Annotated in this window: 12 protein-coding genes, 1 pseudogene and 1 riboswitch; of the genes and pseudogenes, 8 read left to right on the forward strand and 5 right to left on the reverse strand. The window is 70.4% G+C overall.

Features of this window, described 5'->3' with window-relative positions; genetic code table 11:
- Positions 1-178: 178 nt before the first annotated feature.
- The 8 genes and pseudogenes from gatC to JKG67_RS13445 all read left to right on the forward strand — a co-directional run bounded on the left by gatC (position 179) and on the right by JKG67_RS13445 (position 8,906).
- On the forward strand, positions 179-478 hold the full coding sequence (gene gatC, locus JKG67_RS13415; protein ID WP_203337841.1) for an Asp-tRNA(Asn)/Glu-tRNA(Gln) amidotransferase subunit GatC: 300 nt from the start codon (positions 179-181) through the stop codon (positions 476-478).
- Positions 475-1,980 (forward strand): annotated as a pseudogene (gene gatA, locus JKG67_RS13420) (Asp-tRNA(Asn)/Glu-tRNA(Gln) amidotransferase subunit GatA); the annotation flags it as partial. The gene gatC and the pseudogene gatA, both read left to right, overlap by 4 nt.
- Before the next feature lie 98 nt (positions 1,981-2,078).
- Positions 2,079-3,575, forward strand: coding sequence for an Asp-tRNA(Asn)/Glu-tRNA(Gln) amidotransferase subunit GatB (gatB, locus tag JKG67_RS13425; protein WP_203337843.1), 1,497 nt, complete (start codon positions 2,079-2,081; stop codon positions 3,573-3,575).
- A 78-nt stretch (positions 3,576-3,653) separates the two neighbouring features.
- A riboswitch (cobalamin riboswitch) is annotated at positions 3,654-3,719 on the forward strand.
- A 91-nt stretch (positions 3,720-3,810) separates the two neighbouring features.
- Complete coding sequence (locus JKG67_RS13430) at positions 3,811-4,845, forward strand: prenyltransferase/squalene oxidase repeat-containing protein (RefSeq protein ID WP_203337844.1); 1,035 nt, start codon at positions 3,811-3,813, stop codon at positions 4,843-4,845.
- Positions 4,842-5,408 carry a hypothetical protein gene (locus JKG67_RS18580; protein ID WP_238998447.1) on the forward strand — a complete coding sequence of 189 codons (567 nt, stop codon included), beginning with the start codon at positions 4,842-4,844 and terminating at the stop codon, positions 5,406-5,408. Before JKG67_RS13430 ends, JKG67_RS18580 begins: the two co-directional genes overlap by 4 nt.
- Positions 5,405-6,496 carry an energy-coupling factor transporter transmembrane component T gene (locus JKG67_RS13435; RefSeq protein ID WP_307816560.1) on the forward strand — a complete coding sequence of 364 codons (1,092 nt, stop codon included), beginning with the start codon at positions 5,405-5,407 and terminating at the stop codon, positions 6,494-6,496. Before JKG67_RS18580 ends, JKG67_RS13435 begins: the two co-directional genes overlap by 4 nt.
- The gene (locus JKG67_RS13440; RefSeq protein WP_203337846.1) at positions 6,493-8,121 is read left to right on the forward strand and encodes an ABC transporter ATP-binding protein; all 1,629 of its coding nucleotides are present in this window, start codon (positions 6,493-6,495) and stop codon (positions 8,119-8,121) included. The genes JKG67_RS13435 and JKG67_RS13440 overlap by 4 nt, the downstream gene beginning before the upstream one ends.
- Positions 8,118-8,906: an ECF transporter S component gene (locus tag JKG67_RS13445; protein ID WP_203337847.1), complete on the forward strand. Its 789-nt coding sequence runs from the start codon at positions 8,118-8,120 to the stop codon at positions 8,904-8,906. The genes JKG67_RS13440 and JKG67_RS13445 overlap by 4 nt, the downstream gene beginning before the upstream one ends.
- A 31-nt stretch (positions 8,907-8,937) precedes the next feature.
- Here JKG67_RS13445 and JKG67_RS13450 read toward each other — a convergent pair whose 3' ends face one another.
- From JKG67_RS13450 to JKG67_RS13470, 5 genes are all read right to left on the reverse strand, one after another.
- Entirely contained in the window at positions 8,938-9,945 is a 1,008-nt protein-coding gene (locus tag JKG67_RS13450) for a hypothetical protein (protein WP_203337848.1), read from the reverse strand.
- A 64-nt stretch (positions 9,946-10,009) separates the two neighbouring features.
- On the reverse strand, positions 10,010-11,425 hold the full coding sequence (locus tag JKG67_RS13455) for a hypothetical protein (RefSeq protein WP_203337849.1): 1,416 nt from the start codon (positions 11,423-11,425) through the stop codon (positions 10,010-10,012).
- 142 nt (positions 11,426-11,567) lie between these two features.
- Positions 11,568-12,677, reverse strand: a complete 1,110-nt coding sequence (locus tag JKG67_RS13460) for a PQQ-dependent sugar dehydrogenase (RefSeq protein WP_203337850.1) — start codon at positions 12,675-12,677, stop codon at positions 11,568-11,570.
- A 25-nt stretch (positions 12,678-12,702) separates the two neighbouring features.
- Complete coding sequence (locus JKG67_RS13465; RefSeq protein WP_203337851.1) at positions 12,703-13,362, reverse strand: class I SAM-dependent methyltransferase; 660 nt, start codon at positions 13,360-13,362, stop codon at positions 12,703-12,705.
- A complete protein-coding gene (locus JKG67_RS13470) occupies positions 13,349-14,305 on the reverse strand; it encodes an alpha/beta fold hydrolase (protein WP_203337852.1) in 957 nt (318 codons plus the stop codon). The genes JKG67_RS13465 and JKG67_RS13470 overlap by 14 nt, the downstream gene beginning before the upstream one ends.
- Between the last annotated feature and the right edge of the window lie 4 nt (positions 14,306-14,309).

Consider the following 14,309-nt stretch of genomic DNA (forward strand, 5'->3'; position numbering starts at 1 on the left):
GCCCCACCCTCCCGGATTGGGGGTTTGGGGCCGGCCGGGGTGGGGTTGGTGGCCGGCCACAAACCCCACCTCGCCCGGCCACAAACCCCACCTCGGACGCTGCGGTCGACCCCGGGCCACCCGGTGGCGGTCAGGGCCGCCCCTGAGGTGCGGGCCTGCCACTCCTTAGGATGAGCCCATGCCTGAGATCTCCCGTGACGAGGTGCGCCATCTGGCCGACCTCGCCCGGATCGACCTGTCCGACGCCGAACTGGACCACCTGGCCCCTCAACTCAACGTGATCCTTGAGTCGGTCGCGTCCATCCAAGGCGTCGTCGGGGACGACGTGCCACCCACCTCGCACCCGCTGCCGCTGACCAACGTGTTCCGTGACGACGTGCCGGAGCCCTGCCTGACCGCCGAGCAGGCGCTCTCGGGGGCCCCTGCCGCCGAAGCACAGCGGTTCAGCGTGCCGCGGATCCTGGGAGACGAACAGTGAACGACCTGATCAAGAAGTCCGCCGCCGAACTCGCCGAACTCCTCGCCGCGGGCGAGATCACCTCGGTCGAGCTCACGCAGGCCCACCTCGACCGGATCGCCGAGGTCGACGGCGACGCCGACAGCGGCGTGCACGCCTTCCTGCATGTCGACGCCGACGGGGCGCTCGCCCAGGCACGCGCCTCGGATGCGCGCCGCGGGGCCGGCCAGCCCGCACACCGGCTCGACGGCGTACCGATCGCGGTCAAGGACGTGCTCGCCACCACCGGCCTGCCCACCACCTGCGGTTCCAAGATCCTGCAGGGCTGGGTGCCGCCGTACGACGCGACCGTGGTGGCCAAGGTCAAGGCGGCCGGCCTGCCGATCCTGGGCAAGACCAACATGGACGAGTTCGCGATGGGTTCCTCCACCGAGCACTCCGGCTACGGCCCCACCCGCAACCCGTGGGACCTGACCCGGATCCCGGGCGGCTCCGGCGGTGGGTCCGCCGCCGCGGTGGCCTCGTACGAGGCGCCGCTCGCGCTCGGCACCGACACCGGCGGCTCGATCCGCCAGCCGGGCGCGGTCACCGGCACGGTCGGCGTGAAGCCCACCTACGGCGGGGTCTCCCGCTACGGCCTGGTGGCGCTGGCGAACAGCCTCGACCAGGTCGGGCCCGTCACCCGCACCGTGCTCGACTCGGCGGTGCTGCACGAACTCATCGGCGGCCACGACCGACGCGACTCCACCTCCATCGACCAGCCCGTCGGCGCCTACGTGCAGGCAGCCGAGCAGGGTGCCGCCGGTGACCTGAGCGGCCTCAAGGTAGGCGTGATCAGCGAGCTCGCCGGCGACGGCTGGCAGCCCGGAGTGATGAGCCGCTTCGACGAATCGGTCCAACTGCTCGTCGAAGCCGGCGCCGAGGTCGTCGAGGTCTCCTGCCCCAACTTCGTGCATGCCCTGGCGGCGTACTACCTGATCCTGCCCGCCGAAGCCTCCTCCAACCTCGCCAAGTTCGACGCGATGCGCTACGGGCTGCGGGTCACCCCCGAGGGGAACCCCAGCGCCGAGGACGTGATGCGCGCCACCCGTGACGCCGGCTTCGGCGACGAGGTCAAGCGCCGGATCATCATCGGCACCTATGCCCTCTCCTCCGGCTACTACGACGCCTACTACGGCCAGGCGCAGAGGGTCCGCACCCTGATCGCCCGCGACTTCGCCGCAGCCTTCGAGCAGGTCGACGTACTGGTCAGCCCCACCGCGCCGACCACCGCATTCAAGCTGGGGGAGAAGCTCGACGACCCGATGGCGATGTACATGAACGACCTCGCCACCATCCCCGCCAATCTGGCCGGTGTCCCCGGCATCTCGGTGCCCAGCGGGCTGGCCGACGAGGACGGTCTGCCGGCCGGTTTCCAGGTGCTCGCACCGGTGCTCGCCGACGACCGCCTCTACCGCGTCGGAGCCGCACTCGAGGCGCGCCTGGTGAAGGCGTGGGGCGGTCCACTCCTGGACCGGGCACCGGGTCTCGATACACCCGGCTCGTCCCTCGCCGGGCACTCGACCACCGAGGCCGCTCCCGGCTCGTCCCTCGCCGGGCACTCGACCACCGAGGAGATGGCATGAACACCGCGAACCTGCTCGGATTCGATGAGGTGCTGGAGCGGTTCGACCCCGCCCTCGGCCTCGAGGTGCACGTCGAACTGCACACCGCCACCAAGATGTTCTGCGGCTGCCCGACCACCTTCGGCGGCGAGCCCAACAGCCAAGTCTGCCCGGTCTGCCTCGGCTTGCCGGGCGCGATGCCGGCAGTGAACGTGAAGGCCGTGGAGTCGGCCATCCGGATCGGTCTGGCGCTCAACTGTCAGATCGCCGAATGGTGCCGCTTCGCCCGGAAGAACTACTTCTACCCGGACATGCCGAAGAACTTCCAGACCTCCCAGTACGACGAGCCGATCTGCTTCGACGGCTACATGGACGTCGACGTGGACGGCGAGACCTTCCGGGTGGAGATCGAACGCGCCCACATGGAGGAGGACACCGGCAAGTCCTCCCACATCGGTGGCGCGACCGGCCGGATCCACGGCGCCGACTACTCGCTGGTCGACTACAACCGCGCCGGCATCCCGCTGATCGAGATCGTGACCCGGCCGATCACCGGAGCCGGCGACAAGGCCCCGGCCGTGGCCCGTGCCTACGTCGCCCAGTTGCGGGACCTGATCGTGGCTCTCGATGTCTCCGACGCCCGGATGGACCAAGGGTCGATCCGGGCCGACGTGAACCTGTCACTGGCGCCGAAGGGGCAGGACACCCTCGGCACCCGCACCGAGACCAAGAACGTGAACTCGCTGCGCTCGGTCGAGCGGGCGGTCCGCTTCGAGATGCAGCGACACGGCGCCATCCTGGCCGACGGCGGGTCCATCCTCCAGGAGACCCGGCACTGGCACGAGGACACCGGCATCACCACCAGCGGCCGGGAGAAGTCCGACGCCGAGGACTACCGCTACTTCCCCGAACCCGACCTGGTGCCCGTCGCACCGTCGCGGGAATGGGTCGAGGAACTGCGTGGCACGCTGCCCGAGAACCCGACCGTGAAGCGGGCCCGACTGCAGGCCGAATGGGGCTTCTCCGACCTGGAGATGCGTGACACCGTCGGCGCCGGGGCGCTGCTCCTGGTCGAGGCGACCATCGCCGCCGGCGCCTCCGCGCAGAGCGCGCGGAAGTGGTGGCTGGGCGAGTTGGCCCGCCGCGCCAATGACACCGACACGTCGATCGACGCCCTCGGCGTCACCCCGGCCGACGTGGCCGCCGTCCAGCAACTCGTGGACGCCAAGACCATCAACGACAAGCTGGCGCGCAAGGTCTTCGAAGGCCTGTACGCCGGCGAGGGCACCCCCGCCGAGATCGTCGAGAAGCGCGGCCTGGCGGTGGTCTCCGACGAGGGGGCCCTGTCGACCGCGGTCGATGTCGCGATCGCCGCCAACCCCGACATCGCCGACAAGATCCGCGACGGCAAGGTCGCCGCCGCCGGCGCGCTCATCGGCGCGGTGATGAAGGAGATGCGGGGCCAGGCCGACGCCGGACGGGTCCGTGAGTTGATCCTGGAGAAGTTGAGCTGAGCCGCGGCGTAGACTTGCGCGGTCCCCACCCGGGGGCACCATGCCGACAGGCATGACCGATCCACGCCCGCAGCAGGGGAAGCCGGTCCGAATCCGGCGCTGACCCGCAACCGTAGGCCGAGCCCAGGCTCGGCGAGCCGGAGAACCTGCCGCGACGCGTCCTCATCCAACGCTGTCGAGGAAGAACAGTGGGAGGGCTGACTCCTTCCCCCTGCAGCAGCGGGAAGGAAGTTCGATGAAGCGGTTCGCCACACTCGTCACCGGCACCGTCATGATCGCCGCGCTCGCCGGCTGTGGCGCCGACGTGGAGTTCGACGCCGAGGCCGCTCACGATGCCGCCGCCTGGCTGCCCACTCAGCTCACCGACGGCACCGTGGTCAACGAGGAGTTCGAGTTCGTCGACTACGGGCTCACCATCGACCTCGGGATGGCACTCTCGGCGATCGGCGGCCACGACGACACCCTGGACGCGATCACCGTCGCGCTGGCGTCCGGGATCGCGTCGTACACCACCGGGGTGGACTGGGGCCTCGAGGACGTGTACTCCGGTGCGGTGGCCAAGGCTGCCGCGTTCGCCCTGCAGCATGGTCAGGACGCCCGTGACTTCGGTGGCATCGACCTGATCGCCGGCCTGGAGGCGCTGGTCGCCGAGGACGAACCCGTCACGGGGCGGATCGCCGACGGTGCCGCCGACGACTTCGCGAACACGGTCGGACAGATCTTCGCAGCCCGGGCGCTGTCGGACGCAGGTTCGGAGCGGGCCGGCGACGTGGTGGACTTCCTCCTCGCCCAGCAGTGCGACAACGGGGGCTTCCGGACCTTCTTCGCCGAGGACAAGACCGACAGCGAGCAGGGCTGCACCGACCCCGGCTCGGCTGCCGTGGACACCACCGCGCTGGCGATCATCCTGCTCGAGGAGATCGGCATCGACGACGAGCTCGACGCGGCCAGTGCCTGGCTGCGCGACCAGCAGGCCGACGACGGCTCCTTCGCCGGAGACGAGAGCGCCAACGCGAACTCCACCGGTCTCGCCGGATGGGCCTTCGGAGTCCTCGGCGAGGTCGAGGCCGCCAGCGCAGCCGCCGGTTGGCTGCAGCGACTGCAGGTCACCGAGGAGTGCGCCAGCGAACTCGTCGGCGCCATCGCGCTGGACGCCGACGTCCTCGAGGCCGGCTGCGCCGACGGGGTCACTGCCGAGACCAGCGACCAGTGGCGTCGATCCACCGCCCAGGCGGCTCCGGCGCTGCTGTGGGGGCCGAAGGCCGGATGATCCGCGCGGCCACGCTGGTCGGGGTGGTCGTCGGGACCCTGTTCCCGGTGGCCGCATCGACGGCCGTGCCCGTGTCGGTGACGGTGCCGCGATGCGCCGGGATCAGCGTCGTCGTCGACGCCACCCCGCTGGCCGGGGAACGCGTCGTACGCTGCGTCGAGTCGACTGAGCCGCTGCTGGCCGGCGCCGCGTTCACCGAGGCCGGATTCTCCCTGGAACGGGTACGACGGCTCCCCGGCGCGGTCTGCCGGATCGACGGGCTGCCTGCGGACCTGGCATGTGTGAACATGCCGCCCGCCGACGGCTACTGGAAGCTCTACTGGGCGCCGGCGGATGCGGACTGGAGCTATGCCAGCCTGGGCGTGGACAGCCTGGAGATCCCGGTCGGCGGCGCGGTCGGGTTCAGTTGGCCCGGCGCGGAGCCGTCCCTCGCCACGTCCACGGGCGAGGACGCCGAGGAGGGCGACGACGGCGGGGTGCCGGACGCCGTGGTGTGGGCGGGGATCGCCGTGGTGCTGGGGGCGCTGGCGTTGCTGATCCAGCTGCGCCGGAGACGGCCGTGACCCGGCTGGCCCGGGACCTACACCCGGTGGCCTGGTGGGTCTGGGCGATCGGGCTCAGCATCGCCGCCTCACTGACCACCAACCCGGTCATCCTGCTCACCGTTGTCGGCTGCGCGGTGACCGTGGTGTGGAGACGTCGCTCCGACCAGCCGTGGGCACGCGCCTTCCGGCTCTACTGCTGGCTGGCGGTGGCGGTGGTGGTGATCCGGGTGCTGTTCCGGATCCTGCTCGGCGGCTCCCACGGCAGCCACCTGTGGTGGGATCTGCCGCAGTTGCGGCTCTGGCCCACCGACCTGATCCTGCTCGGGCCGGTCACCGGCGAATCACTCCTCTTCAGCCTCTACGACGGGATGCGGCTCGCGGCACTGCTGCTGTGCATCGGCGCGGCCAATGCGCTGGCGAACCCGAAACGTCTGCTCAAGTCGCTGCCCCCGGCGCTCTACGAGATCGGCACCGCGCTGGTGGTCGCGGTCACCGCGATCCCGCAACTGGCCGACAGCGTCCGCCGGGTGCGGGCCGCGCAGGCGCTCCGTCCGGGACCCCGCGGCCGGGTCGGGCGACTGCGCAGGTTCCTGGTGCCGGTGCTCGAGGACGCCTTGGAACGGTCCCTGGCGCTGGCCGCCGGCATGGACGCCCGCGGATATGGACGCACCGGTGACCTGACGGCACGGCAGCGGCTGGTCACCGGCGCGCTGATGCTGGCCGGGCTGCTCGGGGTCTGCCTCGGCGTGTACGCCGTCCTGGACGGCACCGTGCCCGGTGTGGTGGCGCATCCGTTGCTGCTCGGCGGAGTTGCGGTGGCGCTGATCGGGCTCACCCATGCCGGGCGCACCGTCACCCGGACCCGGTACCGGCCCGACCGATGGCGGACCCCGGAGCTGCTGGTGGCCGGCAGCGGCCTGATGGTCGGCGTGACCGGCGTGCTGCTGGCGCGCCTCGACGTCGTCGTGGCACACCCGGCGCCGATGTCCTGGCCCGGCGTACCGGGACCGGTCCTGGTCGCCCTGTTGATCGGCGTACTCCCGGCGGTGCTGGCACCGCCAGCCACCCGCGCGGAGACGCGAGCCCCGGTCGAGGTGGCGGCATGATCGAGTTCCGCGATGTGTCGGTGACCTTCGACGGCAACCCTGCGTTGACCGGTGTCGACCTGAGCCTGGCCGAGGGGGAGCTGGGACTGGTGGCCGGGCGCACCGGCGCCGGGAAGTCCACGCTGCTCGGGGTGGTCACCGGGGCGGTGCCTCGGTTCACCGGCGGCGAGCTGAGAGGCGACCTGCTGGTCGACGGCGTCTCGGTGATCGAACTGCCGCCCCGGGAGCGTGCCCATCTGATCGGTGCGGTGGCCCAGGATCCGGCGGCCGGGTTCGTCACCGACAGCGTCGAGGAGGAGCTCGCCTATGGGATGGAGCAACTGGGGTTGACCCAGGCCACCATGCGCCGACGGGTGGAGGAGACCCTGGACCTGCTCGGCATCGCCGACCTGCGGCATCGCGAACTGCGCACCCTGTCCGGTGGTGAGCAGCAACGGGTGGCGATCGGGTCGGTGCTCACCATGCACCCGCAGGTGCTGGTGCTCGACGAACCCACCTCGGCGCTGGATCCGACGGCAGCCGAGGACGTGCTGGCCACCCTCTCCCGGTTGGTGCACGACCTCGGCCTCACGGTGCTGCTCGCCGAGCACCGACTGGAGCGGGTGATCCCGTTCGCCGACCGGATCTGCTTGGTCGCCGACGGACGGGTGCGGATCGGCGAGCCGGCCGCGATGCTGGCGGATGCGCCGATCGCGCCGCCGATCGTGGAGTTGGGCCGGGCCCTCGGCTGGTCGCCGTTGCCCCTCACGGTGCGTGATGCACGCCGGCTGGCGCGGCAGACGCCCCTCGGGGTGGACAAGGCCCAACTCGGCGCGGATAGGGCCCGACTCGGTGCGGATAGGGCCCAACTCGGGGCGGATAAGGCCCAACTCGGGGTGGTGGTGGCCCGAGGGGTGAGCGTCGCGCACGGGACCCGGACGGTGCTCAGCGACGTGGACCTCACCCTGGCCGCGGGGGAGGTGACCGCGCTGATGGGTCGCAACGGCTCCGGCAAGTCCACCCTGCTGTGGACCCTCCAGGGCGGTCGAGCCCGGCGCTCGGGCACCGTCAGTACGCCGGCCGGCGACCCGGCTCGGATGGCGACGGCGGAGCGACGGCGCACCGTGGCGCTGGTGCCGCAGACGGCCGCGGACCTGCTCTACCTGGAGACCGTGGCCGCCGAGTGTGAGGCAGCCGACGAGGGCAACGACACGTCTGCCGGGCGGTGCCGGTCGATCCTGGACTCGCTGGTGCCGGGCATCCCGGGGGACCGGCACCCGCGCGACCTGTCCGAGGGCCAACGGCTCGCGTTGGCGCTGGCGGTGGTGTTGACCAGCGACCCCGATGCGCTGCTGCTCGACGAGCCCACCCGGGGACTCGACTACCCCGGCAAGCGAGCGCTGGGCAGCCACCTGTCCCGATTGGCTGCGGACGGATTGGCGGTGCTGGTGGCCAGCCACGACGTCGAGTTCGTCGCCCAGGTCGCCGACCGGGTGCTGGTGCTCGCTGACGGAGAGGTGGTCTCGGCCGGGCCGGTGCGAGACGTGGTCGCCGAGTCCCCGTCGTTCGCCCCGCAGGTCACCAAGATCCTCGGCCCACCGTGGCTGACCGTCGACGAGGTGGTCGCGGCCCGGGAGCGCGCATGAACCGGGCCATCCCACTGGGTCTGCGGTCGGCAGCGGTGTTGGCTGCGGCGTCGCTGGCCGGGCTGCTGATGCTGCTGTGGCCACTGCTGCTCAGCGTCGAGCCGGGCGCCCGGGTGGATCCGCCGTTCCTGTTCCTGGCGCTGTTGCCGCTGGTGCTGGCGGTGGTGTTGGCCGAGTTCAGCGAGGGCGGCATGGACGCCCGGGTGCTCGCGGTGCTCGGCGTACTCACTGCAGTCAATGCGGTGCTGCGCGGACTCAGTGCCGGCGCCGGGGGAGTCGAACTGGTCTTCTTCCTACTGATCCTGGGCGGCCGGGTCTTCGGGCCCGGCTTCGGCTTCACGCTGGGCTGTACGTCGCTGTTCGCCTCCGCGTTGGTCACCGCCGGGGTTGGCCCGTGGCTGCCGTTCCAGATGCTGGTGGCAGCTTGGGTGGGGATGTGTGCGGGGTTGTTGCCGCGCCGGGTCGACGGCCGGGCCGAGATCGTGATGCTGATCTGCTACGGGGTGGTCGCTGCCTACGTGTACGGGCTCTTCCTGAACCTGTCCGGGTGGCCCTTCCTGCTCGGGGTGGAGGTGCCGGGCGCCACCGGAGGATTGTCCTACCTCGCGGGCGCGCCGATATGGGAGAACCTGCAGCGGTTCGCGGCGTACACCCTGCTCACCTCGACCAGCACCTTCGACAGCGGCCGGGCGATCACCACCGCAGTCGCCCTCGCGGTGCTCGGCCCCTCGGTGCTGGCGACACTGCGGCGGGCGTCCCGGCGGGCGGTGACGAGTCGTCGCTGAATCCCGGGAGGGCTGCGCCGGCGGGGGGTCGCTACCAGGTGATGGTGAAGGTGCGGGTGTAGTCGAGGGAGTGGGGGTTCTCGGCTGCGTCCAGGCAGTTGAACGTGGTGGAGATTTCGAGGTCGTGGCTGGGGGCGGTGCGGGCCAAGAACGTGGGTCCGGGTTGGCCCAGAAGGCGGGTGAGGGCTTGGGCGAGTTCGTCGCCCGGGTTTCCCGTCTCGGGTCTGTCGTTGGTGGTGGCGCTCACGTCGGTGTGCATGGGTTGGCCGTCGAGGCGGAGGGTGGTGGAGGAAGGACGGCGGGGGTCCTGCTGGCAGGCCCTGCCGAACAGGCCAGTCACGTCGTCGGTCACGTCGTCGGGACGTTCGAAGAATCGAGCCAATCGGACTCGCATGTCTGTTTGCAGGGTGACCCAGGTGTAGTCGTCGCCGAGTGTCTGGGCCCAGCCCAGAGTGGGGGAGTAGGGGTGGCGGGCCAGAAAGAAGAGGCAGTCTGTGTATGCGCTGGCTTGGGGGTGCCCCCAGCCGTCGTCGCGGCAGTCGAGTGAGGCGTAGGCGGGGTCGGTGTCGTAGAGCACCTGCGCGAGGCCGGTGTCGCGGTGACCGGTGGTGTCGACGCGCTGGGTGACGCCGGCGAACTCGACGCTGAGTTCGAGGTCGTGCTCGGTCTCGGCCTCGGGGTCAGCGTGGATGTGCAGATAGTGGGACTGCCGGAGGCCGTAGGCGTTGACGTGTTGCTGTCCCAACTCATAGTGGTACTCGCCGATTCGCAAGGAGAGTGTCGCCACGGACTCGTCCGTGGACAGGAGAGTGGAGAGCGGATGCTGCCGTCTCTCGCGTTCGAAGAAGACCTTGACCGGCAGGAAGGCTCGGTCGCGCTTGGGGGTGAGGGGTCGATCGTTGGGACGGTTGATGTGGGGGACGGGTTCGCCGATGGTGACGCCGATCCTGCCTCCGGGTACCTGCACGGAGAGGTCGGTCCCGGTGACATCGATGGGCCGATGTTCGGCCATGATCCCGTCGGGCAGATCAGGGCTCATGGAGCAGGCCGCTATCAGAACGACGCAGGCCAGTGTGGCCAGCACGATCCTCAGCCGTGGCAGCTCACCAGTTGACATCGTTGATGTTCTCCTGAGCGATGCGTTCGGCCAATGCACGGAACTCCGCCGCCGCAACCTCATCGATGAGGTCGAACTCCTGCGCGGTGGCCCGGAGGGCCTCCTCAGCCGCTTCGAGGTCACGAATCGTCTCGGTGAGCACTTCGATCGCCGCCTCTTGGGTGCGTTGATACTCACGCAAGGGACCAGTGTCCCCGAATCCGATCGAGCCCGATCGTTGCCATGGGCCGGACTCGCTCCATCCCAACGGCTGACGAGCCTGGCGGAGATCAGTGGCGACGGACGGGAGATAGAGGTCGATGATGCGGCTGAGCTTGCGCTTGTTGAGAGTGACCAAGGACTGCCGGTCCAAGGCGTCGGACGGGGACGCCTGTGCGCGGCGGGCGAGGGCGAACCCACCGGCGTCCGCCTTCTTCGCTGCATCAACCAATGCGTCGGCCGCGGCTTCCTCCACCTCCCTGATCGCACCCCCGAGAGTTGCCAGGGCCTTCTTGACCGACTCGAGCACCTCTCGTGGGCTGGCTCCGCCGAGCGACAACTCCTCGCGGTCGCTGGTTTCAGTGGGCTTGAACAGGTCAGCCGCCGTGAGCGCGCCGACGGAAGTGAGGCCAGCCGCAACGGCCGCCGCGGTGCCGGCGGTCATGAAGGTGGCGACGGCCGCGGCGATCGTGCCGACAACGGTCAGGACCGGCCGCCAGTCCATGGATCCCCCGGAGTTTGGCCCCGAGGCCAGCATGGCTTGAACGGCCTGGGTCTGGATCGCCGCCACATCGGCTGCGGCCCTGCTCCAAAGCTCCGCTTCGCTGGCCAAAGTGATGTGCAGCAGGGAGACAAGGGAATGCTGGCATCCCACGCTCATCCTGAGGGGTCCTAGGAAGTCCGCTGCAAAGTTCTCGATGTAGAGCCCGTCGAGGGACATGGCAAGGGTGTAGAGATTGTTGAGATCGTTGGCAAGACGGGAGTTCGCTGCGGGATAGCGGCCAGCAGCTGGGTCCAGGTGCGCATCGACCGCCAACTCGTCAGCTCCGCTCTTGACCTGGGCGGCGCCCATCAGGAACGGCAACGGCGAGGGCAGGGCGCCGGGCAACCACGGCGCGAAGACCTCATGGAGCTGCGCTGGCCAGAAGCCGAAGACCTGCTCTTGCAGGACCTCCTGCATGTGCTGGGCCTGGGCGTCGAACTGATCACGCATCATGTCGCCCGCGGTGTCACCGGGGTAGGCGGCCCGATACTCCCAGCGCACGGTGGCGTTCTGCACCTGGAGTCGCAACCCTGTCAGATCCCCCTGGGAGTAGACCCCGGGGCCGTGATAGTCGAAGCCACGGTGCTCCATGTCTGAACGGATCGCGGCCGCGACGAGTTGATCCAGCCGCGTAGCGGCCTTGAACACCTGATCCAGCATCCCTGTACCCCCGAGAGTCGTACTCGCTGCCAAGTCAACAGGCAGGAGTCTAAGGCGCGGGCTGGGGTGGTTGAGCCACGCTTGTGGATTGCAGGGTCTGCAGCCGGTCAGAGTGGACGTCGAGGGCGACCGGAGGCGTCAGTCAGCGGGTCCGCACAGCCACGATCCGGTCGTCGCCGTCCACCGGGTCGCCGCGGCCGTCGGTGTTCGAGGTGGCCAGCCACACAGTGCCGTCGGGGGCGGCGACCACAGTGCGGATCCGCCCCAGTTCCCCGGTGAAGAAGGCCGCGGGCTCCCCTCCGTCGGCATCCATCCGCCACAGGCGTCGCCCGCGCAGTGCGGCCATCCACAGGTGGCCGTCGGACCAGGCCAAGCCGGACGGGGAGGCGTCGGCCGGCGGCCACACGTGGATGGGGTCGATGTACTCCGGGCTGCCTCCCATGCCTTCCACAGCAGGCCAGCCGTAGTTGCCGCCGGCAGTGATCAGGTTCAACTCGTCCCAGGCGTTCGCGCCGAACTCGCTCGCCCAGAGTCGATCCTGGTCGTCGAAGGCCAGGCCCTGCACGTTGCGGTGTCCCAGCGACCAGACGGGGGAGTCGGGGTTGGGGTTCCCGGGGGCCGGGTCGCCGTCGGTGGTGACCCGCAGGATCTTTCCCGCCAACGAGCCGGGGTCCTGGGCCAGCCCAGGGACCGCGGCGTCCCCGGTGGCCACGTAGAGATACCCGTCCGGGCCGAAGATCATCCGGCCGCCGTCATGGATCCGGGCATTCGGGATCCCGGACAGGATCACCTCACCCGGCCCCAGCCCGCCGCCGGCGAACCGGGTCCGCAGCACCCGGTTGTCGTTCTCGGTGCTCACATAGAGGAAGACGTCGGCGTCCTCGCTGACCGCGATCCCGAGCAGTCCGGCCTCGCCGGTCGGCGCGGCGACGTCGATCTCCGCGACCACGGTCGGGGACTCACCAGCGCGGATCGCGAGCACCCGGGCGGTGTCCCGTTCGGTGACCAGCGCGGTGCCGTCGTCGAGGAAGGCGATGCCCCACGGGACGTGCAGCCCTTCGGCGATGGTCTCGACGATCGCCGGCTCACCCGGCGACTCAGGCTCACCCGGCGACTCAGGGTCACCGGTCGTGTCCGGATCGGTCTCCGGAGCCGGCTCCTCGCTGGTCGGGGTGCCTGGCTCGGGTGGATCGACCGTCGTGCCGCACCCCACCAGCAGCACCGACATCAGGATCGCCATCACCGTCCGCATGCCTACGATCGTGGCAGACGCCCGGTCAGATCGGCGGCGGCTCGTGGCCGATGCCCGTCGCGACTGCCGGCGACAGCACCCAGACGGCGTACTCATCATCGGGTGGATGCAGTTCATACGAGCCGAACCGGTGGTCCACTCGCAGCCCGGCTGCGACCACGTCGGCGGAGAACTCCTCGGCCGAGTAGCGACGGGCAGTCGCGGGGCCGCCGTCGAGATGGAACCCGACCAGGAGCCGACCGCCGGGCGCCAACACGTCCCGCAACCGTTCGAGCACCTCGCGCTCGGTGCCCTCGGCGAGGAAGACCATCACATTGCCGACCGCCACGACCAGGTCGAACTCGACCGGGCCACCCGTCGCGGCCAAGGCGTCGGCATCGACGTCGAGGATGTCGAGCTCGAGCACCGGTACGTCGGGGTAGGTGGCCAGCGACTGGGCGACCAGCGTGGGGTCGGGTTCGACGGCGAGCACGCGATGGCCCCGCCCCGTCAGGTAGGCCGCCACCCGGCCCATCCCGCTGCCCGCATCCAGGATCCGGGCTCCCCGCGGGGCCAGCGCGTCGGCCAGCCGGGCCTCGCCGTCCACATCCGCACCGGAGGCCACCAGCGCGGCGAAGGTCGTGCCGTAGCCGGCGGTGGCCGCACCGGCCAGTTCCCAGCGGGTGCGGCGCTCAGTCGAGCCCATCGAGGAATTCTTGCAGCAGCACGTGCACCTCGTCCGGCTTCTCCATCGCGATGAAGTGGCTGCCCGGCAGTTCGACGTACCTGGCGTCGGGGATCCGGTCCGCGGCCGAGCGCATGTCCTTGGCCCCGGCCAACAGATCCCAGGTGGCGGCCACGAACCAGGTCGGCACGGCGATCCGGCTCAGCGACACTCGTTGGTGCCGGTGGGTGCGCAGGGCCAGATGCATGTACCACCCCTGCGGGGTGCTCAGGAAGTCGCGCAGCGCGATCGAGGCCTGCTTCGGATCTGCCAGCGGCAGCATGAAACCCGAGTGGGAGACCAGCCAGACGCTCCTGGGGCCCATCGGCAGACCGGCGGCGATCGGGCTGGTCAACGGGCCGGCGTACTTCATCACCCGGGCCAGGTTGACCGTGATCAGTTCGTTGAGCGGGTTCGGCAGCCGCAGCGGCCGCAGCATCGTGGAGAAGGTGCGGCCCGGGACACCAGCGACGGCGAACAGGCCGGTGACCCGCTCGGGGTGGGTGGCGGCCAGTTCGAACATCGTGTTCACGCCCATCGACCAGCCCATCACCGGGGCTGCGTCGATCCCGAACGCATCCAGGACGGCGATCGCGTCATCGACGAAGTGCTCGATGTGCACGTGGGTGCGCTTCGCCGGCCGCTCGGAGCCGCCCACGCCACGGTGATACCAGGAGACCACTCGCACCCCGGCATCCGGACGGAGCAGCGCCGGCCACGTGTAGGGGTTGGTGCCCAGCCCGTTGCAGAGCAGCACCACCGGGGCATCGGGGGAGTCGACCGGGTTGGTCGACCAGGCCCGCAGCCGAGTGCCGTCGCCGCTGACCACGTCGTGGAAGCGCAGCCCGCTGCCGGGGTGGGCGTCGGACTCCGGCGCCGGCACGAGGGTCGGTGCGGCGTACCCGGTGGGCTCAGGCGTGCTCATCAAG

Origin of the sequence: Nocardioides limicola (genome assembly GCF_016827675.1) — a bacterium.
GTDB lineage: Bacteria > Actinomycetota > Actinomycetes > Propionibacteriales > Nocardioidaceae > Nocardioides > Nocardioides limicola.

Coding starts and splice junctions, on each gene's coding strand:
- gatC (WP_203337841.1), top strand. CDS start 179: ATGCCTGAGATCTCCCGTGACGAGGTGCGCCATCTGGCCGACCTCGCC.
- gatB (WP_203337843.1), top strand. CDS start 2,079: ATGAACACCGCGAACCTGCTCGGATTCGATGAGGTGCTGGAGCGGTTC.
- JKG67_RS13430 (WP_203337844.1), top strand. CDS start 3,811: ATGAAGCGGTTCGCCACACTCGTCACCGGCACCGTCATGATCGCCGCG.
- JKG67_RS18580 (WP_238998447.1), top strand. CDS start 4,842: ATGATCCGCGCGGCCACGCTGGTCGGGGTGGTCGTCGGGACCCTGTTC.
- JKG67_RS13440 (WP_203337846.1), top strand. CDS start 6,493: ATGATCGAGTTCCGCGATGTGTCGGTGACCTTCGACGGCAACCCTGCG.
- JKG67_RS13445 (WP_203337847.1), top strand. CDS start 8,118: ATGAACCGGGCCATCCCACTGGGTCTGCGGTCGGCAGCGGTGTTGGCT.
- JKG67_RS13450 (WP_203337848.1), bottom strand. CDS start 9,945: ATGAGCCCTGATCTGCCCGACGGGATCATGGCCGAACATCGGCCCATC.
- JKG67_RS13455 (WP_203337849.1), bottom strand. CDS start 11,425: ATGCTGGATCAGGTGTTCAAGGCCGCTACGCGGCTGGATCAACTCGTC.
- JKG67_RS13460 (WP_203337850.1), bottom strand. CDS start 12,677: ATGCGGACGGTGATGGCGATCCTGATGTCGGTGCTGCTGGTGGGGTGC.
- JKG67_RS13465 (WP_203337851.1), bottom strand. CDS start 13,362: ATGGGCTCGACTGAGCGCCGCACCCGCTGGGAACTGGCCGGTGCGGCC.
- JKG67_RS13470 (WP_203337852.1), bottom strand. CDS start 14,305: ATGAGCACGCCTGAGCCCACCGGGTACGCCGCACCGACCCTCGTGCCG.